Origin of the sequence: Porphyromonas sp. oral taxon 275 (assembly GCF_018127745.1) — a bacterium.
Lineage (GTDB): Bacteria > Bacteroidota > Bacteroidia > Bacteroidales > Porphyromonadaceae > Porphyromonas.
The window spans coordinates 1,230,102-1,253,676 of sequence record NZ_CP072333.1 but is presented as its reverse complement, the minus strand read 5'-3'; the positions used below and the strand labels follow the sequence as shown (position 1 = coordinate 1,253,676).

Annotated in this window: 22 protein-coding genes and 1 pseudogene; 19 read left to right on the top strand and 4 right to left on the bottom strand. The window is 54.6% G+C overall.

The window, feature by feature from the left end:
• The first annotated feature begins 47 nt into the window (after positions 1-47).
• Both rlmD and J4862_RS05060 read left to right on the top strand, forming a co-directional pair.
• Positions 48-1,490 carry a 23S rRNA (uracil(1939)-C(5))-methyltransferase RlmD gene (rlmD, locus tag J4862_RS05065; RefSeq protein ID WP_211788045.1) on the top strand — a complete coding sequence of 481 codons (1,443 nt, stop codon included), beginning with the start codon at positions 48-50 and terminating at the stop codon, positions 1,488-1,490.
• An 85-nt stretch (positions 1,491-1,575) separates the two neighbouring features.
• Positions 1,576-3,063: a transglycosylase SLT domain-containing protein gene (locus J4862_RS05060; RefSeq protein ID WP_211788044.1), complete on the top strand. Its 1,488-nt coding sequence runs from the start codon at positions 1,576-1,578 to the stop codon at positions 3,061-3,063.
• A gap of 132 nt (positions 3,064-3,195) precedes the next feature.
• Here the strand turns inward: J4862_RS05060 and uvrC are convergent, their stop codons facing one another.
• Positions 3,196-5,028: an excinuclease ABC subunit UvrC gene (gene uvrC, locus J4862_RS05055; RefSeq protein ID WP_211788043.1), complete on the bottom strand. Its 1,833-nt coding sequence runs from the start codon at positions 5,026-5,028 to the stop codon at positions 3,196-3,198.
• Positions 5,029-5,435: 407 nt separating this feature from the next.
• Between uvrC and gyrA the strand changes: the two genes are divergently transcribed.
• The 3 genes from gyrA to J4862_RS05040 all read left to right on the top strand — a co-directional run bounded on the left by gyrA (position 5,436) and on the right by J4862_RS05040 (position 10,245).
• Positions 5,436-8,051 (top strand): DNA gyrase subunit A, encoded by a 2,616-nt coding sequence (gene gyrA / locus J4862_RS05050; protein WP_211788042.1) that lies wholly within the window; start codon positions 5,436-5,438, stop codon positions 8,049-8,051.
• 30 nt (positions 8,052-8,081) lie between these two features.
• Positions 8,082-9,422 (top strand): lipopolysaccharide assembly protein LapB, encoded by a 1,341-nt coding sequence (locus J4862_RS05045; protein WP_211788041.1) that lies wholly within the window; start codon positions 8,082-8,084, stop codon positions 9,420-9,422.
• Between the two features lie 364 nt (positions 9,423-9,786).
• Positions 9,787-10,245, top strand: coding sequence for a hypothetical protein (locus J4862_RS05040; RefSeq protein WP_211788040.1), 459 nt, complete (start codon positions 9,787-9,789; stop codon positions 10,243-10,245).
• Positions 10,246-10,377: 132 nt separating this feature from the next.
• Here J4862_RS05040 and J4862_RS05035 read toward each other — a convergent pair whose 3' ends face one another.
• From J4862_RS05035 to J4862_RS05025, 3 genes are read right to left on the bottom strand one after another with little or no spacing between them, the layout of a single operon-like run.
• Positions 10,378-11,322, bottom strand: a complete 945-nt coding sequence (locus J4862_RS05035) for a ribose-phosphate pyrophosphokinase (protein ID WP_211788039.1) — start codon at positions 11,320-11,322, stop codon at positions 10,378-10,380.
• Positions 11,323-11,369: 47 nt separating this feature from the next.
• Positions 11,370-13,388, bottom strand: coding sequence for an alpha amylase C-terminal domain-containing protein (locus J4862_RS05030; RefSeq protein ID WP_211788038.1), 2,019 nt, complete (start codon positions 13,386-13,388; stop codon positions 11,370-11,372).
• Between the two features lie 49 nt (positions 13,389-13,437).
• Entirely contained in the window at positions 13,438-15,690 is a 2,253-nt protein-coding gene (locus tag J4862_RS05025) for a cation:proton antiporter (RefSeq protein WP_211788037.1), read from the bottom strand.
• Positions 15,691-16,299: 609 nt separating this feature from the next.
• Between J4862_RS05025 and J4862_RS05020 the strand changes: the two genes are divergently transcribed.
• From J4862_RS05020 to J4862_RS04960, 14 genes and pseudogenes are all read left to right on the top strand, one after another.
• Entirely contained in the window at positions 16,300-16,764 is a 465-nt protein-coding gene (locus J4862_RS05020; protein WP_211788036.1) for an immunity protein YezG family protein, read from the top strand.
• Between the two features lie 56 nt (positions 16,765-16,820).
• Entirely contained in the window at positions 16,821-17,195 is a 375-nt protein-coding gene (locus J4862_RS05015) for a hypothetical protein (RefSeq protein WP_249107398.1), read from the top strand.
• A 224-nt stretch (positions 17,196-17,419) separates the two neighbouring features.
• Positions 17,420-17,851 (top strand): hypothetical protein, encoded by a 432-nt coding sequence (locus J4862_RS05010; RefSeq protein ID WP_211788035.1) that lies wholly within the window; start codon positions 17,420-17,422, stop codon positions 17,849-17,851.
• A 23-nt stretch (positions 17,852-17,874) separates the two neighbouring features.
• Complete coding sequence (locus tag J4862_RS05005) at positions 17,875-18,417, top strand: hypothetical protein (protein WP_211788034.1); 543 nt, start codon at positions 17,875-17,877, stop codon at positions 18,415-18,417.
• A gap of 159 nt (positions 18,418-18,576) precedes the next feature.
• Entirely contained in the window at positions 18,577-18,945 is a 369-nt protein-coding gene (locus tag J4862_RS05000) for a hypothetical protein (protein WP_211788033.1), read from the top strand.
• 254 nt (positions 18,946-19,199) lie between these two features.
• Complete coding sequence (locus J4862_RS04995; protein WP_211788032.1) at positions 19,200-19,343, top strand: hypothetical protein; 144 nt, start codon at positions 19,200-19,202, stop codon at positions 19,341-19,343.
• A gap of 275 nt (positions 19,344-19,618) precedes the next feature.
• Positions 19,619-19,882 (top strand): hypothetical protein, encoded by a 264-nt coding sequence (locus tag J4862_RS04990; RefSeq protein WP_211788031.1) that lies wholly within the window; start codon positions 19,619-19,621, stop codon positions 19,880-19,882.
• Positions 19,883-20,257: 375 nt separating this feature from the next.
• A complete protein-coding gene (locus tag J4862_RS04985) occupies positions 20,258-20,557 on the top strand; it encodes a hypothetical protein (protein WP_211788030.1) in 300 nt (99 codons plus the stop codon).
• Positions 20,558-20,772: 215 nt separating this feature from the next.
• Positions 20,773-21,285 (top strand): SMI1/KNR4 family protein, encoded by a 513-nt coding sequence (locus J4862_RS04980; protein ID WP_211788029.1) that lies wholly within the window; start codon positions 20,773-20,775, stop codon positions 21,283-21,285.
• A 75-nt stretch (positions 21,286-21,360) separates the two neighbouring features.
• On the top strand, positions 21,361-21,639 hold the full coding sequence (locus J4862_RS04975; RefSeq protein ID WP_211788028.1) for a hypothetical protein: 279 nt from the start codon (positions 21,361-21,363) through the stop codon (positions 21,637-21,639).
• Between the two features lie 96 nt (positions 21,640-21,735).
• Positions 21,736-21,861: pseudogene (locus J4862_RS08920) on the top strand (RHS repeat-associated core domain-containing protein); the annotation flags it as partial.
• 21 nt (positions 21,862-21,882) lie between these two features.
• The gene (locus J4862_RS08830) at positions 21,883-22,092 is read left to right on the top strand and encodes a hypothetical protein (protein WP_249107397.1); all 210 of its coding nucleotides are present in this window, start codon (positions 21,883-21,885) and stop codon (positions 22,090-22,092) included.
• Between the two features lie 144 nt (positions 22,093-22,236).
• Positions 22,237-22,446 carry a hypothetical protein gene (locus tag J4862_RS04965; RefSeq protein WP_211788027.1) on the top strand — a complete coding sequence of 70 codons (210 nt, stop codon included), beginning with the start codon at positions 22,237-22,239 and terminating at the stop codon, positions 22,444-22,446.
• A gap of 32 nt (positions 22,447-22,478) precedes the next feature.
• Positions 22,479-23,492 carry a hypothetical protein gene (locus J4862_RS04960; protein WP_211788026.1) on the top strand — a complete coding sequence of 338 codons (1,014 nt, stop codon included), beginning with the start codon at positions 22,479-22,481 and terminating at the stop codon, positions 23,490-23,492.
• Positions 23,493-23,575: the final 83 nt, after the last annotated feature.

Below are 23,575 nucleotides of genomic sequence, written 5' to 3'. Positions count from 1 at the left end.
AGGCGCGGCTATGGGGCTTATCCTTTTCACACGGTTTATACGATACATTGGCACGCAAGAAGAAAGAACTGCCCCTGCTGAGGGGCGTACAGATCGAGGCTCTAGCAGGCGAGGGCAAGGCACTGAGCCATGTCGAGGGGCAGGTGCTCTTCGTCCCCTTCGGCGCCCCTGGAGACGTCTGTGATATCCAGCTCACCCGACGCAAGCGCAACTATCTGGAGGGGCGAATTGAGCAGCTGACGAGCCCCTCGCCACGCCGCACCGAGCCCTTTTGCTCGCACTTCACCGTCTGTGGCGGCTGTAAGTGGCAGCACATCCCCTACGACCTGCAGCTAGAGACCAAGGATCAGGTCGTGCGTGATGCCCTAGAGCGTATAGGTAAGATCGAGGTCGGCACCTACTATTCCATCCTCGGGTCGGAGAGGCGCGAGCGCTACCGCAACAAGCTGGAGTTCACCTTCAGCAATCGCCGCTGGCTCTTCCCTGGGGAGCTCGATGAGGTGAAGCGCGCCGAGGAGGCGGGCGGCACGCCGCAGCTCTCGGGACTGGGCTTCCACCTACCAGGGATGTTCGACAAGGTGCTGGACATCGACCGCTGCCACCTCGGAGCGGGGATCCTCGACGATATACGCCTCTTTGTACGGGACTATTGCCTCAGCCAGCCCGAGCGCTACCCTTACTTCGACCTAAGGCGTCAGGAGGGGCTGATGCGTACGCTGATGATGCGCACGACCTCGACGGGCGAGCTGATGGTGGTCGTCGTCTTCTTCCGAGAGGATGAAGAGGCGCGCCAAGCGCTGCTGGGGGCGATCGCGGAGCGCTTCCCTGAGATCACGGCGCTCCTCTACGTCATCAATGCCAAGGCCAACGATACCATCTCCGACCAAGAGATCCACTGCTTCTACGGGCGTGACTACATCGAGGAAGAGATGGAGGGGCTGCGCTTCCGCATCGGGCCGAAGTCCTTCTACCAGACCAATAGCGAGCAGGCCTATGAGCTCTACAAGGTAGCCCGTGAGTTCGCCGAGCTACAGCCAGGCGACCATGTCTACGACCTCTATACGGGGACGGGGACGATCGCCAACTTCGTGGCGCGGAGCTGTGCCTCTGTCGTCGGGATCGAATACGTGCCCGAGGCCATCGAGGACGCCAAGGTCAATAGTCGCGTCAACGGCATCGACAACACGCTTTTCTACGCTGGGGATATGAAGGACATCCTGACGCCTGAGTTCATCGCCCAGCATGGTGAGCCCGACGTGATCATCACCGACCCACCACGTGCCGGGATGCATGAGGACGTCATCACAACCATCCTCGGCGCCGCGCCCCGCCGTATCGTCTACGTCAGCTGCAACCCCGCCACGCAGGCTCGTGACCTGCAGCTGCTCACTGCCTCGGGACGCTATGTCGTCACCAAGTCCCGAGCGGTGGACATGTTCCCCCACACGCATCATATCGAGAACGTCGTGCAGCTAGTGCGTCAGGACTAGCCGGCCGACGGCCTCAGCAGCCATCACCCCCCAAGCCTCATGTGCTATGAGAAGACTATGGCAGCGATATAGGAAGAGTCCAGCAATGCTCCTTGGCATCGCTGGGCTCTTCGTCGCTTTGTTTACTAGCCTCATGCTGCAGCGCAAGCTCCAGCGTACGGCCGAGCAGCGGCGTCTGGAGGCCGAGCTACGCCTCCCCGATACGCTGCGCGTCGTCACCCTCTCGGGGGCAACGACCTTCTTCACCTACAAGGATGAGCCCATGGGCTACCAGTACGAGCTCGTGCGCCTCTTCGCTGAGGAGCAGGGGCTGCCTATGGAGCTCTTCGTCGCCCATCACATGGATGAGGCGGTAGCGCTGGTGCGCTCGGGTAAGGCCGACCTCTGCATCACGCCGCATGCCGTCACCCGCAGCAGCAAGGATGAGCTGCGCTTCGCGGGGCCTGAGGAGCTCTCGGGGCTCGTACTCGTGCAGCGACGCCGTGCCGCAGGGACGGACAGCACGCACTACATACGCAATGTCTCCGAGCTGCTGGGGCGTCCCGTCACAGTGCTGCGCGGCACGCGTGCGGCCGACCGTATCCGTCATCTGGAGGCCCAGCTGGGTGGGCCCATCAAGCTAGCCCTCATCGACTCCGATACGACCAATAGCGAGGACCTGATCGATCAGGTGGCGACCCACAAGATCGACTATACCATCATCGATCAGGAGCTGGCGCGGCTGGCCAAGACCTACTACCCGAATATCGATGTCTCGCTGGAAGTGGGCTTCAAGCAGCGCCTGCGCTGGTTCACCTCCCCCGAGCGTAGAGGACTGGCGGAGGCACTCGACCGCTGGGCGGCGCAGCTGCCGCGGCAGGATGAGGCCAGTGAGATCTACCGCCGCTACTTCGAGCTCAACAAAAGCGAACTCCCCGAGGAGGAGCCCCACCAGCTACCCAAGACGCTGACGGACAACAAGCGCTACCGCTGGCGCGGAGAGCTAGCGCACATCCATGAGGGCGGGATCTCGCCCTTCGACCACATCTTCCAGCACGAGGCAAAGCGCATCGGCTGGCCGTGGCAGCTGCTGGCCTCCATCGCCTATCAGGAGTCCAACTTCAAGCCGCACATCGTCGGTTGGTCGGGCGCGCGCGGGCTCATGGGCATCATGCCGCGCACGGGGCGCATCTATGGAGCTAGCCCCGAGCAGCTCCTCGACCCACAGGTCTCGGTGCGCGTGGCGGTGGACTGCCTCCTGGCGACGGAGCGTATCTTCAAGTCCATCCCCGCGGGGGACAACCGCCTACGCATCACGCTGGCGGCCTACAATGCGGGCCCAGCGCATCTGGAGGACGTCCTGCGCCTCTCGGCCAAGTACCGCAAGGGCGGCCACGACTGGGTCGAGGACATCGAGCCGCTGCTGCACCTCAAGAGCGAGGCGAAGTACTACAACGATCTCGTCTGCCGTGCGGGCTACCTTCGCGGCAAGGGCGTAGCGCGCTACGTCGATCAGGTGATGAGCCGCTACCAGCTCTACAAGAGCAAGGGGACGAAGATCCCCGAGGAGGGCAAGCGGCACGGCCTCGACTAAGCCCCCTTAGCCTACACCCCGATACCCAAGGCACAGCGCCGCTCCCTACCAGTCTAGGGAGTGGCGCTGTGCCTTGGTGCTTGATCGAGAGCGGAGTAGGGAGTGTGAGCCTGAGCCTAGGGGCAAGCAGCCTTAGCCCTCCGTGCTGGGCTGCTCGGAGTGGAAGTGCTCGTAGACGATGCGCCCCTTGGCAGGGCCTATGGGCTTGGCGAGCTCCTCGAGGGAGGCCGTCGAGATGGCCTGCACGCTGTGGAAGTGGCGCAGCAGTTCGTCCTTGGTCTTGGGGCCTATCCCCTTGATGTAGTCCAGGCGCGAGGAGAGCTGGCTCTTGCTGCGCTTGTCGCGGTGGAAGGTGATGGCGAAGCGGTGCACCTCGGCCTGGATCTGCTCCAGCAGGCGGAAGGTCGCGCTGTGGTGCTTCACGGGGATCTCGTGGAGCTGCTCCTTGCCATAGAGGAGGGCGGAGGTGCGATGGCGCTCATCCTTGACGAGGCCCGCCACGGGAATGTCGAGCTCGAGGACGGCCAGCGCGTCACGTATCGCCCCGATCTGCCCCTTGCCCCCGTCGGCGAGGATGAGGTCGGGTAGGGGCTCCTCCTCGCTGAGGAGCTTGCGGTAGCGGCGCTCCACGACCTCACGCATGGAGGCGTAGTCGTCGGGCCCCTCGACCGAGCGGATGGTGAACTTGCGGTAGTCCTTCTTGGATGGGCGGCCGCGCTTGAAGACGACGCAGGCAGCCACGGCATCCGAGCCCTGCACGTTGGAGTTGTCGAAGCACTCGATATGCATGGGGGGCTTGTCGAGGCCGAGCGCCTGGCGCAGCTCGGTGAGGATCTGCATGAGGCGCTGGTCGGGGTTGAGCCGCTCGGCACGCTTGTACTTGTCGACCTTGTACTGCCGCACGTTGCGCTCGCTCAGCTCCAGCAGGCGCTTCTTGTCCCCGCGCTGGGGGATGGTGATGGTGATGCCTGGGCCTGCCTCCCAGCCTGGGTCGAAGGGCAGGATCAGCTCCCGAGCACGCGAGGCGAAGCGCTGGCGCAGCTCGGTGATGGCACTGGCGAAGAGCTCCTCACGCGTCTCGCCCTCCAGCTGGCTGTGGTACTCGAGGGTGTAGACCTTGGTGACCATACCCTGAGTGATGTGCATGAAGTTGACGCAGATCGAGCCGTCCTCGTCCTCGATGCAGCTGAAGACGTCCACGTTGTGTATGTGGTGTGGCGCCACGGTGTGCTTGACCTGATAGTTCTCGAGGTACTGCAGGCGCTCCTTGTAGATCTGTGCCTCCTCGAAGCGCAGGGCTGAGGCCAGCTGCTGCATCTCGTCGCGGTAGAGCTGGATGACGGTCTTGAGGTCGCCGCGCAGCAGTGAGGCGATCTCGCGGACGTTGTGCTCGTACTCCTCGAGGCTCTGTAGGCCGATGCAGGGGGCCTTGCACTTCTTGATGTGGTACTGCAAGCATTCCTTGTACTTGCCCTGGGCGATCTTGGCGGGGCTTAGGTCGAGGTCGCAGGTGCGTATGGGGTAGAGGTCGCGTACCATATCCACGGTAGCGTGTGCCATGCCTACATCGGGGTAGGGGCCGAAGCGCTGGGAGCCGTCCCGTGCGGGGCGTCGCTCGACGCGGATGCGGGGGAAGGGCTCGTTGTGGATGACGACCTCGGGGTAGGTCTTGTCGTCCTTGAGGAGGATGTTGTAGCGGGGCTGGTGCTCCTTGATCAGCGAGTTCTCGAGGATGAGGGCCTCGGCCTCGCTACCTACGACGACGTACTCTACGCTGCGTATCTGACGCACTAGGAGGCGTGTCTTGGCGCTCTGCACCTCACGCTGGAAGTAGCTGCTGACGCGTCGGCGTAGGTTCTTCGCCTTGCCCACATAGATGATCTGCCCCTCGCTACCTCTGTATAGATAGCAGCCGGGGGATTCGGGGAGGGTGGGGAGGATCTTACGTAGTTCGTCGAGCGTCATGTGGGTAGCGTCCTAGAGCGTGGAGGTGTAGGGATACTACTGCAAAGGTACGAATTCTTCCCTCCTGCTTCCGAGCCTTGCGGCGGGCTGGGCTGGGTTGACGACCTCCCGCGCCCAGCGGAAGCTCCTGCCTAGCCTGGGGGCGCGGCGAGGGATATCCGTCAGCTCCTCGAGGGACGTCAGTCGGGCCGCTGAGGGATATCAGTCAGTGGGGGTGATGGATATCAGTCAGCGGGGCTGAGGGCTATCCCTCGGGAGCGCCCTCAGGGGAGGGGGAGCGGGGCGGAGAGCCTCGGGACGGAGGATTTGGGGGGCTGCGGCTTTTTTCGTAATTTAGAGCCTTGATAGTGTAGGGCCTCAGAGGGCTTTGCACTGATAGCTATTATAATAAGGTATTAAGATTAAGCATGCAGGATCGCGAAGATAGGATCATAGATATCACGATCGAGGACGAGATGAAGTCGGCCTACATAGACTACTCTATGTCGGTCATCGTCTCCCGTGCTCTGCCTGATGTACGTGACGGCTTCAAGCCCGTACATCGTCGTGTGCTCTATGCAATGAATGAAGACGGGAATACCTACGACAAGCCTACGCGTAAGTGCGCCAGCGCCGTCGGGCAGGTGATGAAGTACTATCACCCCCACGGGGACTCCTCCATCTATGGGACGCTGGTACGCCTGGCTCAGCCGTGGAACCTCCGCTACCCCCTCGTCCAGGGACAGGGTAACTTCGGCTCCATCGACGGGGACTCGCCCGCTGCTATGCGTTACACCGAGTCGCGCCTGAATAAGCTCGCCAGCGAGATGCTGCGCGACATCGAGAAGGATACGGTAGACTTCCAGAACAACTTCGACGACTCCACGACGGAGCCCACGGTACTGCCCGCGCGCTTCCCCAACCTCCTGGTCAATGGCTCGGCAGGGATCGCCGTAGGTATGGCCACCAATATGGCTCCGCACAACCTCGGGGAGTCCATCGACGCCTGTGTCGCCTACATTGACAGCAAGGGCGATATCGACGTGGCTGGCCTGATGAGCTACATCAAGGCCCCCGACTTCCCGACGGGAGGCTTCATCTACGGCTATGCTGGAGTCCGTGAGGCCTTCGAGACCGGCCGTGGCCGCATCATCATCCGCAGCCGCTGCGAGATCGAGGTGCACAATAATCACGAGCGCATCATCGTCACCGAGATCCCCTACCAGGTCAATAAGTCCGAGCTCGTCAAGAGTATCGCCGACCTGATCAATGACAAGAAGCTGGACGGCATCTCGGGTATCGCCGACGAGTCGAACCGTAAGGGGATACGCATCGTCATCGATGTCAAGCGCGATGCCAACTCGGGCGTCGTCCTCAACAAGCTCTATAAGATGACGGCGCTGCAGAGCTCCTTCAGTGTCAACAATATCGCGCTGGTCAAGCAGCGCCCCGAGGACAGACAGGGTCGCCCCCAGCTGCTGAACCTGCGCGACCTGATCCATCACTTCATCGAGCACCGCCACGACGTCGTCTACCGCCGCACGCAGTACGACCTGCGCAAGGCCGAGGAGCGCGTCCACATCCTCGAGGGGCTGATCATCGCCGTAGACAATATCGACGAGGTCATCCGCATCATCCGCGCTGCGAGCGAGCCCCAGGAGGCCATCGAGCAGCTGATGGTGCGCTTCAACCTCTCGCTCCTGCAGGCACGTGCCATCGTAGATATGCGTCTGCGTGCCCTCACCGGCCTCGAGCGTGACAAGCTGCGTGCCGAGTACGAGGCCTTGGTCAAGGAGATCGCGCACCTCAAGGCCCTCTTGGCCGACAAGGAGCTGCGCGCCGCCCTCATCCGTGAGGAGCTGCTGGAGATCAAGGAGAAGTACGCCGACGAGCGTCGCAGCGAGATCATCTACGCAGCCGAGGAATTCAATCCCGAGGACTTCTACGCCGATGACGAGATGATCATCACCATCTCGCACCACGGCTATATCAAGCGTACGCCGCTGAGCGAGTTCCGCTCCCAGGCGCGCGGCGGTGTTGGTGCCAAGGGCAGCGACACGCGCGACGAGGACTTCATCGAGTACATCTACTCGGCCTCGATGCACGCCACGATGCTGCTCTTCACCCAGATGGGGCGCTGCTACTGGCTCAAGGTCTACGAGATCCCCGAGGGGGCGAAGAACACCAAGGGCCGTGCCCTGCAGAACCTCCTCAACTTCGAGCCTGGCGACCGCGTCAATGCCTTCATTCGCGTCAAGAACCTGACGAAGGATCAGGACTTCGTCAGCTCGCACTACCTGCTCTTCTGCACCAAGCGCGGGGTCATCAAGAAGACCCTGCTGGAGGCTTACTCCCGCCCCCGTGCCAACGGGATCATCGCCATCAACCTCGCCGAGGGCGACCAGCTGGTGGATGTCGCGCTGACCAACGGGCGCAAGGAGGTGCTCATCGCCAACCGCAACGGTCGCGCGGTGCGCTTCGCCGAGGATGCCGTACGTGCCACTGGGCGTAATGCTATGGGGGTACGTGGTATGACGCTCGATGAGGACGGCCGCGACGAGGTCGTCGGGATGCTCGCCGTCGAGGCCGACACCGAGGAGACGATCCTCGTAGTCAGTGAGCAGGGCTATGGCAAGCGCTCCCTCGTCGAGGACTACCGCAAGACCAACCGCGGCACCAAGGGCGTCAAGACGCTCAACATCACCGACAAGACAGGTGAGCTGGTGGCCTTCAGCGCGATCACCGATGAGCATGACCTGATGATCATCAACCGCAGCGGCATTACCATCCGTGTCCATGCTCGCGACATCAGCGTGCAGGGACGTGCTACCCAGGGGGTACGCATCATCGACCTCAAGAAGCGTGGCGACGAGATCGCCTCTGTCTGCCGTGTGCTGACCGAGGAGGACGAGCCCGAGCTCTCTGAGGAGCTAGACCCAACAGCTACGTCCGTAGCCCCCGAGCTCGCTGAGGGCACAGCCACTCAGGACCAGCTCCCCCAGGAGCTGCTCGACAGAGCTATGGACGAAGATCTCAATAAGTAAACATCACACTATCATTAAAGAGAAACCACAATGAAGAAACTACTATGCGCTGTAGCTCTCGGTCTGATGAGCGCAGCAGGAGCCTATGCTCAGGTGGCCAATGTCAAGGCCGCGGAGAAGATCGCAGGTGCGGGTGATAAGGCGGACTTCGCCGAAGCACGCCGCCTCATCAAGGAGGCTCTGGCTAACGATGAGACGAAGAACGACCCCTATACCTGGTACGTCGCTGGTCTCATCGAGCGTGAGCACTTCACCGCTGAGCAGAAGAAGACGCTGCTGAACAAGGAGGCCGACCAGGCACCTATGTTCACCGCCCTGGTCGCTGTCGTCCCCGCGTGGATGCAGCTCTACCAGCTCGAGAGCCAGCCCGACGATAAGGGTAAGGTGTCGCTGAAGTATGCCAAGAAGGCTAAGGAAGCCCTCCACACCGACTACCAGCAGCTCATCAACGCTGGCTCCTACTACTTCGAGAAGAAGGACTATGCACACGCTGCGGACGCCTTCGGCAAGTTCCTCGAGGTTAAGCGCTCGCCCCTCTTCGCTGACGATAAGGATGTAGCGGTCATTGACTCCAATGCGATGAATATCGCCTACTACGCTATCGCCTCGGCCTACACCGCAGGAGAGCACCCCACGACCGTCGAGCTGTACAAGAAGCACGGCGACATCGCGACCAACAAGAAGGAGCTCCTGCAGATGGTAGCTGCCTCCTACCTCAACGCTAAGGACAGCCTCGGCGCCATCCCCGTGCTGATCGAGGGGGACAAGCTCGCACCCGAGATCCCCTTCTTCGTCGCCAACATCGTTACCATCTATCAGAATCAGAACAAGGGCGAGGAGGCTATGAAGTACCTCGAGAGCAAGCTGGCTACCAACCCCAAGGACGCTATGGCGCTGCTCATGATGGGTAACTACTACGAGCGCACCGACCTGAAGAAGGCCCTCGGCTGGTACTACAAGAGCGCCCTGGCTAACCCCACTGACGGCAATGCGAACCTCTACCTCGGTCAGGCTCTCTACAACGCTGCGGCTAAGATGTACGAGAACCCCAACATCACCCAGGCTGAGGCTAAGGTAGCCGATGACCTCCTCAAGGCAGCTATCCCTGCTCTGGAGATCGCCTACAAGACGATGCCCGACAATGTCAAGGGGCTCCTCGGTAGCGTCTACTACCAGCAGAAGCAGGAGGACAAGAAGGCTGCGATCGACAACGGTACGCTCGAGGTAGGTGAGCCCAAGCTGGGTGACCTCACGGCGCTCATCGAGTCCATCGACTTCTCCAAGCCTGCAGCTGAGGCTAAGGCCGCTGAAGCTCCAGCACAGCCCGTCAAGAAGGCTGCCCCCGCTAAGAAGGCCGCTAAGCGCAAGTAAACACCTGATCTGAGCGGGCTCGACTCGGCGCAGAACAGGGTCGAGCTCTGCCCCTCAGGGGTGGAAGCCACGTCTCTCCCGAGGCGTGGCTTTCTCTTTCTCCCTGCTCCGCGTGAGACTATGGAGGTGCGGGCGAGACTGCCCACCTTAGCTCAGGCCTAGATTTGAGCTAGATCTAGGCCGAGCGCTTAGCAGCACTTCGCAAGGTTTGCGATAGGATTAGGGGAAATAGAGGTAGGAGTAAACTAAATGCCCGCCTAGAGCGTTATCTTATACGGACGCTCAGCAAGGCTAAGGCTTGGCCTGGGTCCTGCGAGCGCCCAAAGTAATACAATATCTAACCTCATAAACATCACCTACAGAGATGAAGAAGTATCTATTGGCACTCGCTGCCGTCCTCACCATCAGCCTCGGCGCCTATGCACAGAGCCCCACTAAGGCTGAGCCCACCAAGAAGGAAGCGAGCTGCCACGCCAAGAAGGACAAGGGCTGCGCGTGCCACACCGAGGGCGCTAAGGCTTGCACCTGCGCTAAGGAAGGTAAGACCTGCACCTGTGCTCAGGACGCTGCCAAGACTCAGGACGCTAGCTGCAAGAAGGAAGGGCAGTGCAGCAAGGATGGCCAGAAGTGCGACAAGCAGAACGGCCAGAAGTGCTGCAAGGAAGGTCAGAAGTGCGACAAGCAGAACGGCCAGCAGTGCAGCAAGGATGGCCAAAAGTGCGACAAGCAGAACGGGCAGCAGTGCTGCAAGGAAGGGCAGAAGTGCGATAAGCAGAATGCTCAGCAGTGCAACAAGGCAGGCAAGAAGTGCGATAAGAAGTAAGTACGAGCGCTCCGCACATTACCCTGTATTATAAGAAGCGAGCCCCGAAGCATCCTAGTGGATGCCTCGGGGCTCGCCCTTTTTACCCTTAGCCCTTACCAAGAGGGCAGGCTTAGCCGCTCAGGAATGAACCTAGAGCGAGTAGAGGATGCTGATCGACTCGTGGTTGATCACGCGCTTGATGGCCTCAGCGAAGACGCTCGCCGTAGAGACGATGCGGATCTTATCCGAGTGCTTGCGTAAGGGGATGGAGTCGGTGAAGATGATCTCCTTCAGGGCAGAGGCATCGATACGCTCCGTAGCGGGATCGCTCAGTACGGCATGGCTGGCGATAGCGCGGACGCTGCGAGCACCGTTCTTGATCATCAGGTCAGCAGCCTTACAGATCGTCCCAGCCGTGTCGACGATGTCGTCTACGAGGATCACATCCTTGCCCTCGACCTCACCGATGATGGTCATCTCGGCGACTTCGTTGGCCTTGGCTCGGCTCTTGTGACAGATCACCATGGGTACCCCGAGGAACTTCGCGTAGGAGTTGGCACGCTTGGCACCACCGACGTCAGGCGTAGCGATGACTGTATTCTCCAGGTCCGAGCTCTTACGTAGATAGTCGACGAAGACCGTAGAGGCATAGAGGTGGTCGACGGGCACGTTGAAGAAGCCCTGGATCTGATCGGCATGCAGGTCCATCGTGATGAGGCGCGTCACCCCAGCCACGCTGAGCATGTCAGCGATGAGCTTAGCACCGATCGATACACGAGGCTTGTCCTTACGATCCTGACGGGCCCAGCCAAAGTAGGGGATGACGGCAGCGATGTAGTGTGCCGAGGCGCGCTTAGCAGCGTCGATCATCAGCAGCAGCTCCATCAGATTGTCGGAGGAGGGGTAGGTCGACTGCACGAGGAAGACATCCTTGCCACGGATGCTGTCCTTGTAGTAGACAGAGAACTCTCCGTCGGCGAAGTGCTCTACCTGCATGTCGCCGAGGTTAATGCCGAGCCCCTCGGCGATCTTAGCCGCGAGGTCAAGCGATGCCGAGCCAGCAAAGATGGCTACGTTCTTAGTATCAATACTCATGATGTGTATAGGTTATAGCGGTAAGGGATAGGGCGTGCCTATAAGGGTTACTTGCGTCGTAGTACGAGTGCGACACGGGAGGGGAGGTAGAGGGAGAGCTCCTCGAGGCCGCTGGGGAGCTCTGCCTGCTGCTCCTCGGGGAGGGGCTGTGTCAGGTGCTCCAGCTGGTCATCGACAAGCTCGTAGCCCCCGAAGGCCGCAGCATCGCTATCGAGGACAATGTGATAGCTGCCTGCAGGTACGGGGAGGCGGTAGTCGGTGTGTGACTGCGTGGGATGGAAATTAAAGACAAAGAGGAGGTCGCCGCGACCGAAGGCTAGCACCTGATCCTCATCCTGGGACCAGTACTGCGTGAGCTTGAGCTTAGCGAAGTCCTGGTGCGACTTGAGGAGCTCGAGCATCGCGTGGTCGAAGCTCTGCAGGTCGTGGTAGAGTAGATCCTTATTATCGGCTAGGCTCCACTGACGGCGAGCGTAGTGGTAGGACCAGCCATTGCCCTCACGGGGAAAGTCGATCCACTCGGGGTGACCGAACTCGTTGCCCATGAAGTTGAGGTAGCCGCCGTTCATCGTCGAGGCAGTGGCCAGACGGATGAGCTTGTGCAGGGCGACGGCACGGTCGGTGGTGATGCTGCGCGACAGACGGCTCATGTGCCAGTACATGTCGGCATCCGCTAGGCGGAAGATGAGGGTCTTGTCCCCTACGAGGGCCTGGTCATGGCTCTCAGCGTAGCTGATGGTCTGCTCATCCTCGCGGCGGTTGGTCAGCTCGTGCCAGATGGCTCCAGGGGTCCAGGCTTCGTCGGGGCGCTCCTTGATGAGCTGCGTCCAGAAGTCGGGGATATTCATCGCCAGGCGGTAGTCGAAGCCAAAGCCGCCGTCCTCGATGGGGGCCGCCAGTCCTGGCATGCCGCTGACCTCCTCAGCGATGGTGATGGCCTCGGGGTAGATCTGGTGGATGAGCTTATTGGCCAGCGTCAGGTAGGCCATAGCCTCGGCATCCTGATGCCCGTTGAAGTAGTCGGCGTAGGAGGTGAAGTTCTCCCCGAGCCCATGGTTGTAGTAGAGCATAGAGGAGACGCCGTCGAAGCGGAAGCCGTCGAAGTTGAAGACCTCAAGCCAGTACTTGCAGTTGGAGAGGAGGAAGTGGACGACGTTGTTGCGCCCGTAGTCGAAGCAGAGCGAGTCCCAGGCGGGGTGCTCTCCGCGGGGCCCTTCGTGGAAGAAGAGCGTACGCGAGCCGTCGTATTTGGCCAGACCCTCGACCTCGTTCTTCACCGCATGGCTATGGACGAGGTCCATGATGACACGTAGCCCCAGGCGGTGTGCCTCGTCAATGAGTGCCTTCAGTTCGTCTGGTGTGCCGAAGCGGCTGCTGGGAGCAAAGAAGTTCGATACATGGTAGCCGAAGGAACCGTAATAAGGGTGCTCCTGCACGGCCATGATCTGGATGGCATTGTAGCCTAGCTCTGCGATGCGGGGCAGCACGTCCGTGCGGAAGGCTTCGTAGCTATTTACCTTACCCTCCTCGGAGGACATCCCGATATGACATTCGTAGATCAGCAGTGGCTCCTCGCTGCGGCTGGGGCGGGCGTAGCGGAAGGTGTAGGCCTCCTTGGGATCCCATACCTGTGCGCTGAAGATGCCAGTCTGCTCGTCTTGTACTACGCGGGTAGCCCAGGCGGGGATACGCTCCCCACAGCCATGGCCCCAGTGTACGAAGAGGCGGTAGTGGTCGCCATGCTTGAGGGCCTGCTCGGCTACCTTGATCTCCCAGCTGCCGTAGTCGTCGATGCGCTTGAGCTTCCAGACTGACATCACCTGCCAGTCATTGAAGGAGCCGATGAGGTAGACGCTCTGAGCCCCGGGGAGGAACTCGCGTAGGATCCAGCAGCCTCGTTCGTCATGATGTAGTCCATAGTAGAGGTAGCCATCGGCGAACTGCTCTAGCGATATATCTCCGCCCTGGGTCAACGAGCGCTCACGAGCATGGGTGAACTCCATACGGCGACGGATGCGCTCTTCGTAGGGCTTGAGCCAGGGGTCATTGCTTGCGATCTTTGTCATAGGCTTTCGTGTGTCCCACCAGAGGGACTTCAGTGAGTGAGTATAGTCGTTACTTGAGGTTCAGTATGAGTGTCGAGGGGAGACTAGCCAGGAGGGCCTTGTTGTGCTCGAAGGTATCCTGCCACAGCTCGCCGCTGATGATTGCCAGCTCGCAGCCCTCGGGGAGGGTCTGTAGCTGCTGGCTGACGATGCGCTCCCCCTCGTGGAGCGTGAAGCCCGCACGCTGCAGCTGCTCGGAGACCACGAGCTGCAGCTGGGTGCCGTTGTTCTGCGCCATGGTGCGGGCATAGGGCAGCATCCGTAGATCTTCCTGCTGTGCCAGGTAGAGGACGATCTCTCTAGGCGTCTCGAAGGAGCGGCTCACCAGGATCCCCACCGAGCAGGGCGCGCGATCGATGAAGAACTGCATCTTGTCGCGCAGCATGCTGTGGATGGACAGCAGAGCCTCGGTCGTGTGCACGGAGAAGGCTCCGACGCGTCGGCGCATCTCCTCACGCATCGAGACGGCCTCCTGGTCGTCTGCCTCGGAGGAGAAGCGTACGCCTGCCCCGACGATGAGCAGGTTGTAGCGCTCCTGCACGAGCTTGGTGAGGATGGTGCTCTCTACCTTGTCCGAAATCTGATAGGAGGTCTCGATGGGCTGGGCAAGCTGCTCCGCTTCGGCTAGGATGGGGGCGAAGCTATCGGCGAAGTACTTGTCCGCGTCTATAGAGTTGATGTCCTGGTCGGTCGTGATGTGCAGGGCCGTGACGTGGGGATGTACCTCACCACGACGCAGCAGCTGGTCCGTCAGGCGTAGCAGTGTGACGCCCGAGCTTGGACGCCCGAAGGAGAGCAGTACCTTGAGCCCGGAGGCCCTATCCAGCTGTTCGATGCGGTCGCTGCGACGCTCCAGCAGCTTGTTGACCCAGTTGATGAAGTGCACCATCGGCATCGTCATCACGGTCGTGATCACCGTCATCAGCACTAGGACGGCGTAGATGGCAGGAGGCAGGATACGCATCTCGTAGCCGATACCCAGGACGACGAGCTCCATCAGCCCACGAGTATTCATGAAGGCACCGAGGTAGATGCTATCCTTCGGCGACTCGCCACAGGCACGTGCCGCGATGTAGGTGCCTCCGACCTTCCCCACCACAGCCACCAGCGTGAAGAGTCCTAGGAGAATCCACTTCTCGGGGCTGTCGATGAGGCCCAGTTCGGTCTGCAGACCGCTGGAGACAAAGAAGAGCGGGAGGAAGAGTAGCAGTGCTACCTCCTCGACCTTGTCCGTAATGATCTTGCGGAAGGATAGGTCCTCAGGCATGACGAGCCCCAGCATGAAGGCGCCGAAGAGGGCGTGCATGCTCAGCAGCTCGGTGATGAAGGAGGAGAGGAGCAGGAGGATGAAGATCACCCCGACCATGCCATGACTAATGACCTCCGTGTTGTTGTAGACCTTGCCTGCAGCACGGAAGAGCGGGCGGATCAGCCCAAACATCAGCAGTAGATATACGATGAGGAAGAGGAGGTTGTAGCCCGTGGAGAGCAGACTGCCGCTGCCCGATATGGCGATGATCGCCGCCAGCATCAGCCAGGCCGTGATGTCGCCCGCGGCGGCTGTCGAGAGCGAGAGCTTGCCGAGGTGGGTGCGCAGTAGATTGTTCTCCTGGATGATGCGTGCCAGCACGGGGAAGGCCGTGATGCTCATGGCGATACCGATGAAGAGCGCGAAGGGGACGAAGCCCGTATAGCTCGCGGCGTACTCGGTATAGATGGTATAGCTAAGGGGGAGGGAAAGGACGAAGGGGAGGAAGATGCCGCTGTGGCTGATGATGAGGCTGCCCTTGAGCTGGCGACGGATGTCGCTTAGGCGGAGCTCCATCCCGACGACGAACATGAAGAGGATCAGGCCGAAGTTGCTGAGCAGCTGTACATTCGGCAGACTCTCTGTGGGGAAGATTGTGGTGAAGGCCTCGGGGGCTAGGCGGCCGAAGAGGGAGGGGCCTAAGAGAATCCCAGCTACGATCTCCCCGATGACAGCGGGCTGGCGTAGCTTGCGGAAGATCCAGCCCATCATACGCGCTGCCATAAGGATCACGAGGATCTGGAGCAGCAGTAGCCCGATGGTAGACTGCAAGTGGTGCTGGACGCTAGCTGTGAAGTCTTCGAAGGCCCTTGCTCCGCTCGCTGCTGCTAGCTGCGGGGTGCTGCTCTCGGCCAGTCCTCCGCCTAGCTGTAGCGTGCCCCAAAGGGCTGCTACCGAGGCTAGCAGTACGATGATGTAGAATACAAAAGGCCAGAGACCTCTTTGCTTGGGCATATATCTCCTTCTTTCTTGTTCCGTCCTAACGCTCAGTCCGTGCTAGGCGTCTCTTACTAGCTTCAAAGATACGCATTCTTGGCGTCACGGCGTGAAGAACAAGCAATATCCAGCATGTAGTGTAGGTGGTTCAGTGATTGTGGATGGCTCGGAAGACATGTTTGTTATCCTCCATCGAACTGATGTAATAGGAGACTTCTATTGTCTCCTTGCCCGAGCGCTAGTCACAGCGCTTACGGGTAAGCTGATAGGCGCTTTTGATCCCAGTCCAGTCCTTAAAGGCATAGTAATCCTCTAGCATTCTTCAAGTGCCTATCTTTGTGGTTGATTAAAAGGGATAGTAATAAACTATGGGTATACATAGATAGGCAAAGATAAACTAGCTACTTCAGCTGAGCCAAAGGGGGGCTCTTCTTCTCAAGCTGGCTACATGACCAAGGCTATAGTTCTCAACTCCTGATGCGCTATCGGTAAGCCTGGGTGCTTATCAGCTCTATCAAGAGGCCCAGAAACTATGATTGTATTACCAGGAGTGCGGAAGTTTGGGACTAGTGGTTTCAAGCCAGATTACTAAATTGAAGGAGACAGTAATCATCCCTAATAAATAATATGGCAACAACGGACTTTGATAAGAATTTTACGCATCTCATAGAAGATGCACTACACAACGCATTGGAGTATACGGGGTATAGTTCGGACATGGACTGTATCTACATCTACATCTCTCTTGAACGATCAGTCCAATACTTGGTGTTTTTCAAGATTAACGAGTGCCTATCGCTTAAACATAAGCTTAATGAATATGCTACCACAAAACAAATTGATGTCTCTGATGAGAATCAGAAGAGGTTGAATTCAAATGGTAATGCGATCGCTCAGAAAATACGAGCAAGCTTTCAAGATGATGGACGAGAGCTTCCCTCTAGTCTAAGGATAACCTATGAACCTAAGGCAGGCAAGCTCAACTCTACGATGAGTTATGATAAACTCTTAGATGATGAAGATTCACTTACCAGGTACTTCCGTTGGTTCGCAGAGGAAGGGGGAGTATTAGAACCTTGGCAAATGATATAGCGAGTTGCTTATGTCCATTTGGCTTTGAAATAAGCTATCAACTGGGCGTACTACCTATGACGATAATAGAACATCGTAATGAAGGAATAGCACTATTAGATGGTGAAGCCTATACCATACCGTCATGTTATCGGTCTATCGAAGAGGGTATTTATCGTGATCTAGAGGATGAAGGGGATACATGCTTTAGGATGCCTATAAGTTTCAAACTAGAGGAAGGAGAATGTCTGCAATATCCTCTAGAGGATATTCTTGATGAATACTATCTGCATGTATCCGAATTCATCCTATCCACGGGATCTTATAACGCTGTTGTTTTGGCAGGAGAACTTGAAGATCTCCAAAGGGCTAAGTGTATCTTGGCTAAGAAGATCTCTTGTCGAGTCGTTGCGGAAGCTGATGTCGTCTATCGGGGGTTACTAATCGAATGAAGACGAGTAATTGTGAGGCTTCTCACTGGACTCAACAGAAGACTAATATTTATTTAATAAGAGAAGAGCTATAGGAATGTGATCTCGTTTTCTCAGAAGACAGATATAAGAACTGGTTCCCCTACTACGAGAAGCTAAAGTCAGAGGTGCTTCCAACTATCGAGTCCTAAATGAACTAGGCCAGGGATAGACGGTAGAAACTTGAACAGTATAAGAGATTAGTGATGTATTCAGTACGTATTCGAAATGGAGCTGTATGGAATAGCTTCTTCGATATTGGGAAGCTGGTATCCGAAGAGGAGTATCTCCATGTGGAAAGTCTATATATAGATTTGTTGTTAGAGCTTGCCCGGGAGATGGGCATTAACTTCTTTACCATAAAGGAACTTGAAAACTATGATACCTTTGCTCTAAGAGAAGGGCAAAGCGTCGGTCTAGAAAGTCTTTCTTTTGTAACACAAGCTATCCTTAGAGATGAGTGTTGGGCTAAGCTGGTCAATGATGGTCTAGAGATTCATTTTGGTTACGATTATATCATGTATGTAGTAGTCAAGAAGACCAATACAAACGTCAAGCCGATTCTTAATAGGTATGGAGAGATGCTTGTGATAGACGAGCTCATCTCGCCATACCTATCAAATGATCAGATGCTATAAGAACTAAAGACGTATCAGAAGCAATGAATAGCTATAGTTGGTTTATCGAACTCCTCCTTCAAAAAGGATGGTCTTTTAGACCTTTGACCGAAAAGCAAGGAGATGATCTTTCTTCAGCGTCTAATCGAGCCCTCAATCTAATCAAAGCAACGCCACAGGGCTTTCAGGCTTTCATCCATAGCTTTCAAGAGCTGTCGAGTAGTGGCGAGGACTCGTGGTTCCTATCCTATTCAGACTATCTTGAGAGCAATGATGCAGGCTTCTCTTGGGATGAATACGAGAAGCTGAGTATTCAAGCCGCAGAAGAAGATGGGGATGATGACGAGAAGGCGTTTCTGACAGAGTTCTGGGATAGTTATCTTCCCTTTGCCTATTCCCTTAGGAACGGATACGCCTACCTTGCGATTGGTATATTTGGAGCAAATAAGGGGAAGATCATCTATGGGCGCGAGCCTATGTTTGAGGAGTTTAGTGTTGAAGCTGAAAGTTTTGAAGAGCTATTAGACTCTTTTGCCTTGACGCTCACATCTCAAGAAGAATCCATCAGATTGCTTGATTTTATCTAGTTACAGCGGGTCGAATTCTTCCCAACGAAGCAGTCACTTGACCGTGTGTGGGATGTCTTCCTCTTCTAGTGCTTCACGAGACTAAGGTATTCGGACGTCTACAACTAGCTTTCCTATTCATCCAATCAGACCATGGTCTATAGCTATACCTGCTAGCCTATGCGGATAAGCCTACTGTATGCCAGCATCCTTCTATCGCTAGGGCTATCGTGCTCCTCTCAGAAGGGATCAGGGCAGGAGGGAACTCTTCGCTCCAAGTCCCCCAGCACCTACTCCATCGACGAGCTAGATCAGCTCTACAGCCCCTTGAGACGGGACAGCTTCATCCTCTCCGAAGGGCACGATGAGTTTAGGGCGCCGATAGAAGATCTGTTTTCGGACGAAGAGCGCAGGGCGCATCGGACGCAGATCCTAGAGTTCACCTGGAGCTTGAATAAGGACAGCCTGCTGACGGTCTGGTATCTGCCCCTCCGGGATTCACTGAAGGTGCTCGGGAAGTTCAGCTATCCACGCGACGCGGTCTTCTGAAGGCTTTGATCTCGTTTGCATTGAACGCGAATGGAGAGGCTAGTTGTCATGCTCTAGTTTTGCCTCGAAGATGGGAGGAAGCCCTAGTCACGCTAGTACCCCTTGTGCTGATGAAGCTACACGAAGCGCAGCTAGAAGCTAAGGCTGTTATTGAGCGTTCGAAGCCTTCACATAAAGGTTTTACTTCGCTCTTATAGGCGAAGACAGAGGAGTTAGAAGGCCCTCCCGACGGAGGTTTAGGTACTCTAAGAACAATGTTACTAATCTTCCCAGAAAAAGTGGCTAATCTTTTGCGCAAAAGTTTAGCCACTTTTTCCGAAAAGATTAGCCACTTTTTCTTGATTCATAAGGTACTTTCCGAAGCCGGCTTAGAGACCTTGCCCGAAGGGCTTATTTAGACCGCTTGCCAAGTCCCTAAGCCTCACCCCCAGAGCGGCGATCATTCTGTCGCGAAAAACCTGTAGCTTTGAGCCAAGAAGCTGGACGACGAAGCAACAGCTACTCAAGGAAGAAGGAATGTAAAGTACGAGACAAGGTAAGAGATTTGATCCCGCTCATCAGCCTTAATATGGCGCCCCCCACGTCCATTTTAGTGATGGTACATCGATGAATATTGATAGAACAATTCATGATAAAAGAAACGGAGTTCCAACCCTATTGATGAACTGATATAATGGAAGCATTTGGATATAGTAACAAAGGACGAAAACTGATATCGCTGAGGGAGGTTACGCTACGTTTATCGAAAACGGAGCTAGATAGACTAATCGAGTTTCTCAAGATCGTTCGTTCCGGACACCAAGAAATCGCATTAGAGATCAGAGAGCAGGGAGAAGAGATAAATCCTGATGAACCAGTAAGTGTTACTCACCTAAAAGACTGGATGAAAACAAATAAGGAGGATGTGGATTTAGTTATAAGCACTCATTTGTACTAATTAAGGGGCCAAAAACGTAAGAACCTCCTCTAATGTGAAGCGGTAAACAAACACGCACGTGTAAGCTTACGTTATGATGGCATGGGCTTGCCTGTGGAGGAATGCTGTGATGAATATCTCATCGAAGGTAGCTACGACAAGCACGGACTCAACAGCGCTTCATAGTAGCCTTGGAGCACTGCTGAGCTATGAACGGGCTATATTAAGCAAGGATTACCTATATCAGTAAAGAAATGCGACAATTATTAGTACTACTCTTTCTTCTCTTTTTTACTTCTTGCTGGGGGGGGGGTAACCAGCAAGGATCAGCCAAGTGATCAGGAGACTATAGAGCACTTTAAGCAACACAAAGGGTTGTTTGATCGAATCAAAGACTTGGCACTAGTTACCTCAGAGTATGAATCTGATCGAATGATTCAAGAACTGCTTAAAGAAGCTGGTTGCAAGTCGATCGCAGTATATGATGGGATGGTCTTCATTACTTATTTTTCTCGGGGAACGATGCTTTCCAGTACAGATTTAGAATATGTTTATATGCACCCATTTCAGGAAGCTTATGGTGACACAATCCCTCAGTCATGTACCCTGAGAGAGGAATATTATAAGGATCGCAATTCAGATGCAAAAATGAAGTCACTGGGAGATGGTTGGTATATTCGCTTACTGATAGAATAAGGCTATAGGTAGTAAGGGGAGGCCGAGGCAAGGAGGATAAGTAATGGACTTACCACTTTCATGGGGAGGGATTTTTGAGGCAGCGCGTCTCCAAGACCGAGAGCATCGATTTCTTAGAAGCAAAACCAAGAGAACTTGCACGTAAGGAGCGTATGGGCAAGTATAATTCCCAATCTGCAAGAAACTCTAATAAGCACCACTAGCACCCAGTATTAATGAAAGTAATGATTGAGCAAGAAATCTTGGTAAGATTATCCAAGAGAAGAGAAAAGATTAAGAATCTATGTAAGATACCAATCTCTGATGTGTTTTATTTATCGTTTATTTCCACGTATGAAGGGATAGAAATAACCCCAGATATTGATATTTTGGGGTATGAACAGTCTTTAATTGAAAATAGGCTCTTGAATAGTACCTGCACAAGCGTCTGGTTGATTGGGCGGACAGGACAAGGTGATGAGTGGTTCATCGATAGAGAAAGTAATTGTGTTCTATTCTTTGATCACAATCAGGGAGAACACTCTAGTAACGATTGCTTTGTTAATCTAAAGATTTCATTCTTTCAATTTCTACAACTAGCTTTTTTATATCAAGCATTAGAAAAGAGTATAGAGAAGCAGGAAGTATTGAATGACAATGTTATTAAAGTGTTTATTGATACTGTCAATTCTATAGCTCCAAACTTATACTCCCTATATCCATTTGCGTATTTTAAGAATGGAAAGTAAATGGTTTGCGAATGGCTATGATGATATCGTCGTGACTTCTATCAATAGTCAACGAGTAAAAATAGATTCTCACTAATGAAAAAAGCAGTTCTGATAGAATGGAGGAAAGAATATTTCATTAGAGAGTCAAAAGAATTACCAGATACAACTCGACTACACACTCAGTTGTATGCGAATGGTGAGGTTTGGACTCTTGTTATTGATTTTGAAACTTCTCCCAAGGAGCAAGGATTCTTGTCTGTTGGCGTTTGTCATTTGCTAATTACCGATGCTCCAGTCGAGTTGAAAGAGGGAGATACTTTTCCTTTTTGGGATGGTGCTACCCAAATTGGGATGTGCCTACTGATTGACTGATTCTTAATAGAGTAATTTCGTTTTTTGCATGATGGTAGATTTTGATAAACATTAGCTAGGTTGAAGATCTCTATCAGGTAAACATCTGTAGACTTCATCTCCTTCTTCTTTCAAGGGCAGTACTACAACTACGAGACGGGACTGGCGTACAATCGATGCCGCTACTACTACCCCGAACTGGGTAGATACATTTCGGAGGATCCGATACGCTTTGCTAGTGGAACACTAACACTACAGAGCTATGTGGAAGACAGCAATAGCTGGATAGATGTGCTGGGTCTTTCTACTAGGATATATAGAGTTCGCGACTATTCAAACAAAGCAGGAATTACAGGCATTCAAAAGGAACGAAAAATTAAAGCAAAGGATAAAGGTTCTGTTTTTACTGGAAAGGCAAAAGGGAGAATGACAAAAGGTAGTTCTATAGATATCGAAAAAAAGACTAGCCATTAAGGAGGGGGGAGGAAAGCATCTTGTTGTGTTTGATGCTTCATCCAGCGAAGTAACTATAGTTACAAATCCCGTTACTGGTGCGACACAGCATATATTTTCTGGAGATGTTTTGCTTGATAATAGAAAACCTATTTTTAGCCCATTATGAATAAGGTAGATATTGAGAGATTGAAACATTTGATGGAAAGGATGAATGACTTCTTTCATCAACCATTAAATTTTGAGAAGAAAGAGGAGGTGATGAGCTTTGCGATAGAAGTATATCCTGAGATTCAGTATTTCTATTACGATCTAATCCCAAGATTATTGGATTCTGAACTTTCGGAAGATATACATAAAAGAGTTATTAAGTAAAAGAACACAAAAACATAAGTAGGCATAAAGTAATGAAAGGAAATCCCAAAGCTATGAGAGCCTCTAAGGATGAAGTAATCAGAATCCAAGACCTCAAACTCATGGAGGAAGAGATTAAGGAAGCAGGCATTCCTTGTAAGTCGATAGTGCTTGACGTGACTCGTCAAAACTATGACGACATTACCAAAGCACTGAAGTCCTTACTCCGTTATCCAGCTCTTGAGGGTATCATGATCGCTGGCTATGCTACGAAGTTTGCTCAAGCTATTGACTTGACCATCCTATCCGAACTCCCCAATCTCCATAGTCTGAGTGTGAATATCTGTGAGGGTAGGGGCTATTTGATTGACTTTTCCAAGTTTCGGCTGAAGGAATTCAGTGGTGCTTGGTTCAGCCATTATCAAGGTTTAGAGTCATTGATAGAGCTGGAGGTGTTAAGACTTTCTGCTTATAAGGCGACAAACTTAGAGGCTCTGTCTCATATGTCCCTCCTGCATACGCTTGTTCTTTGGGATAGTCATGTGCCGAGTTTAGCTGGCATTGAACGGTGTACAAGATTAAAGGATATGGATCTCTTTCGGATCAAGGGCCTGACAGACTTATCTCCTCTGGCGCAACATCCATCATTGGAGCGCTTATACCTCTTATCCAATAGACATCTTACCCAGGTGCAAGCTCTAAGTACCTGCCCAAAGCTCCGCAAGCTCTGTATTGAGAAGTGCAAGTACATTGCCGATATAGCGACTCTGGAGGGAGCAACGGAGATTGCTCGCATTACTTTGGATCAGGTGCAAAGTATCTCCTTTTTGCCTGAACTACCTAAGTTGGAGTTCGTCTACTTAGAAGACGTCTTTGACTGTGATATACGCCCTCTGCTTCAATGTGGTTCTACGAAGTATGTCTGGTTTCCAAATAAGAAGAAGTACAATCTAACGCGAGAAGAATTCGTCAAAGAGGTCGGTGCTTCATTCGATGAGTATGGAGGCATTACAATAGGAGAGCTTGATAAAAGCATTGCTTCTTGGGAAGCACTCGGCATGCCTTAGTACTAGTTGTCGTATGTATGAGTGAGGGAAGAGTCGTTTCAGATAGCCCGGGGTTTATATGAGTTGGGGGGAATCTGTAATGA

What these genes read in the sequence shown, in the direction of transcription:
- J4862_RS05060 (WP_211788044.1), top strand. Translation starts at nt 1,576, where the DNA reads ATGCTCCTTGGCATCGCTGGGCTCTTCGTCGCTTTGTTTACTAGCCTC.
- uvrC (WP_211788043.1), bottom strand. Translation starts at nt 5,028, where the DNA reads ATGACGCTCGACGAACTACGTAAGATCCTCCCCACCCTCCCCGAATCC.
- gyrA (WP_211788042.1), top strand. Translation starts at nt 5,436, where the DNA reads ATGCAGGATCGCGAAGATAGGATCATAGATATCACGATCGAGGACGAG.
- J4862_RS05045 (WP_211788041.1), top strand. Translation starts at nt 8,082, where the DNA reads ATGAAGAAACTACTATGCGCTGTAGCTCTCGGTCTGATGAGCGCAGCA.
- J4862_RS05040 (WP_211788040.1), top strand. Translation starts at nt 9,787, where the DNA reads ATGAAGAAGTATCTATTGGCACTCGCTGCCGTCCTCACCATCAGCCTC.
- J4862_RS05035 (WP_211788039.1), bottom strand. Translation starts at nt 11,322, where the DNA reads ATGAGTATTGATACTAAGAACGTAGCCATCTTTGCTGGCTCGGCATCG.
- J4862_RS05030 (WP_211788038.1), bottom strand. Translation starts at nt 13,388, where the DNA reads ATGACAAAGATCGCAAGCAATGACCCCTGGCTCAAGCCCTACGAAGAG.
- J4862_RS05025 (WP_211788037.1), bottom strand. Translation starts at nt 15,690, where the DNA reads ATGCCCAAGCAAAGAGGTCTCTGGCCTTTTGTATTCTACATCATCGTA.
- J4862_RS05020 (WP_211788036.1), top strand. Translation starts at nt 16,300, where the DNA reads ATGGCAACAACGGACTTTGATAAGAATTTTACGCATCTCATAGAAGAT.
- J4862_RS05015 (WP_249107398.1), top strand. Translation starts at nt 16,821, where the DNA reads ATGACGATAATAGAACATCGTAATGAAGGAATAGCACTATTAGATGGT.
- J4862_RS05010 (WP_211788035.1), top strand. Translation starts at nt 17,420, where the DNA reads ATGTATTCAGTACGTATTCGAAATGGAGCTGTATGGAATAGCTTCTTC.
- J4862_RS05005 (WP_211788034.1), top strand. Translation starts at nt 17,875, where the DNA reads ATGAATAGCTATAGTTGGTTTATCGAACTCCTCCTTCAAAAAGGATGG.
- J4862_RS05000 (WP_211788033.1), top strand. Translation starts at nt 18,577, where the DNA reads ATGCGGATAAGCCTACTGTATGCCAGCATCCTTCTATCGCTAGGGCTA.
- J4862_RS04995 (WP_211788032.1), top strand. Translation starts at nt 19,200, where the DNA reads ATGTTACTAATCTTCCCAGAAAAAGTGGCTAATCTTTTGCGCAAAAGT.
- J4862_RS04990 (WP_211788031.1), top strand. Translation starts at nt 19,619, where the DNA reads ATGGAAGCATTTGGATATAGTAACAAAGGACGAAAACTGATATCGCTG.
- J4862_RS04980 (WP_211788029.1), top strand. Translation starts at nt 20,773, where the DNA reads ATGAAAGTAATGATTGAGCAAGAAATCTTGGTAAGATTATCCAAGAGA.
- J4862_RS04975 (WP_211788028.1), top strand. Translation starts at nt 21,361, where the DNA reads ATGAAAAAAGCAGTTCTGATAGAATGGAGGAAAGAATATTTCATTAGA.
- J4862_RS04965 (WP_211788027.1), top strand. Translation starts at nt 22,237, where the DNA reads ATGAATAAGGTAGATATTGAGAGATTGAAACATTTGATGGAAAGGATG.
- J4862_RS04960 (WP_211788026.1), top strand. Translation starts at nt 22,479, where the DNA reads ATGAAAGGAAATCCCAAAGCTATGAGAGCCTCTAAGGATGAAGTAATC.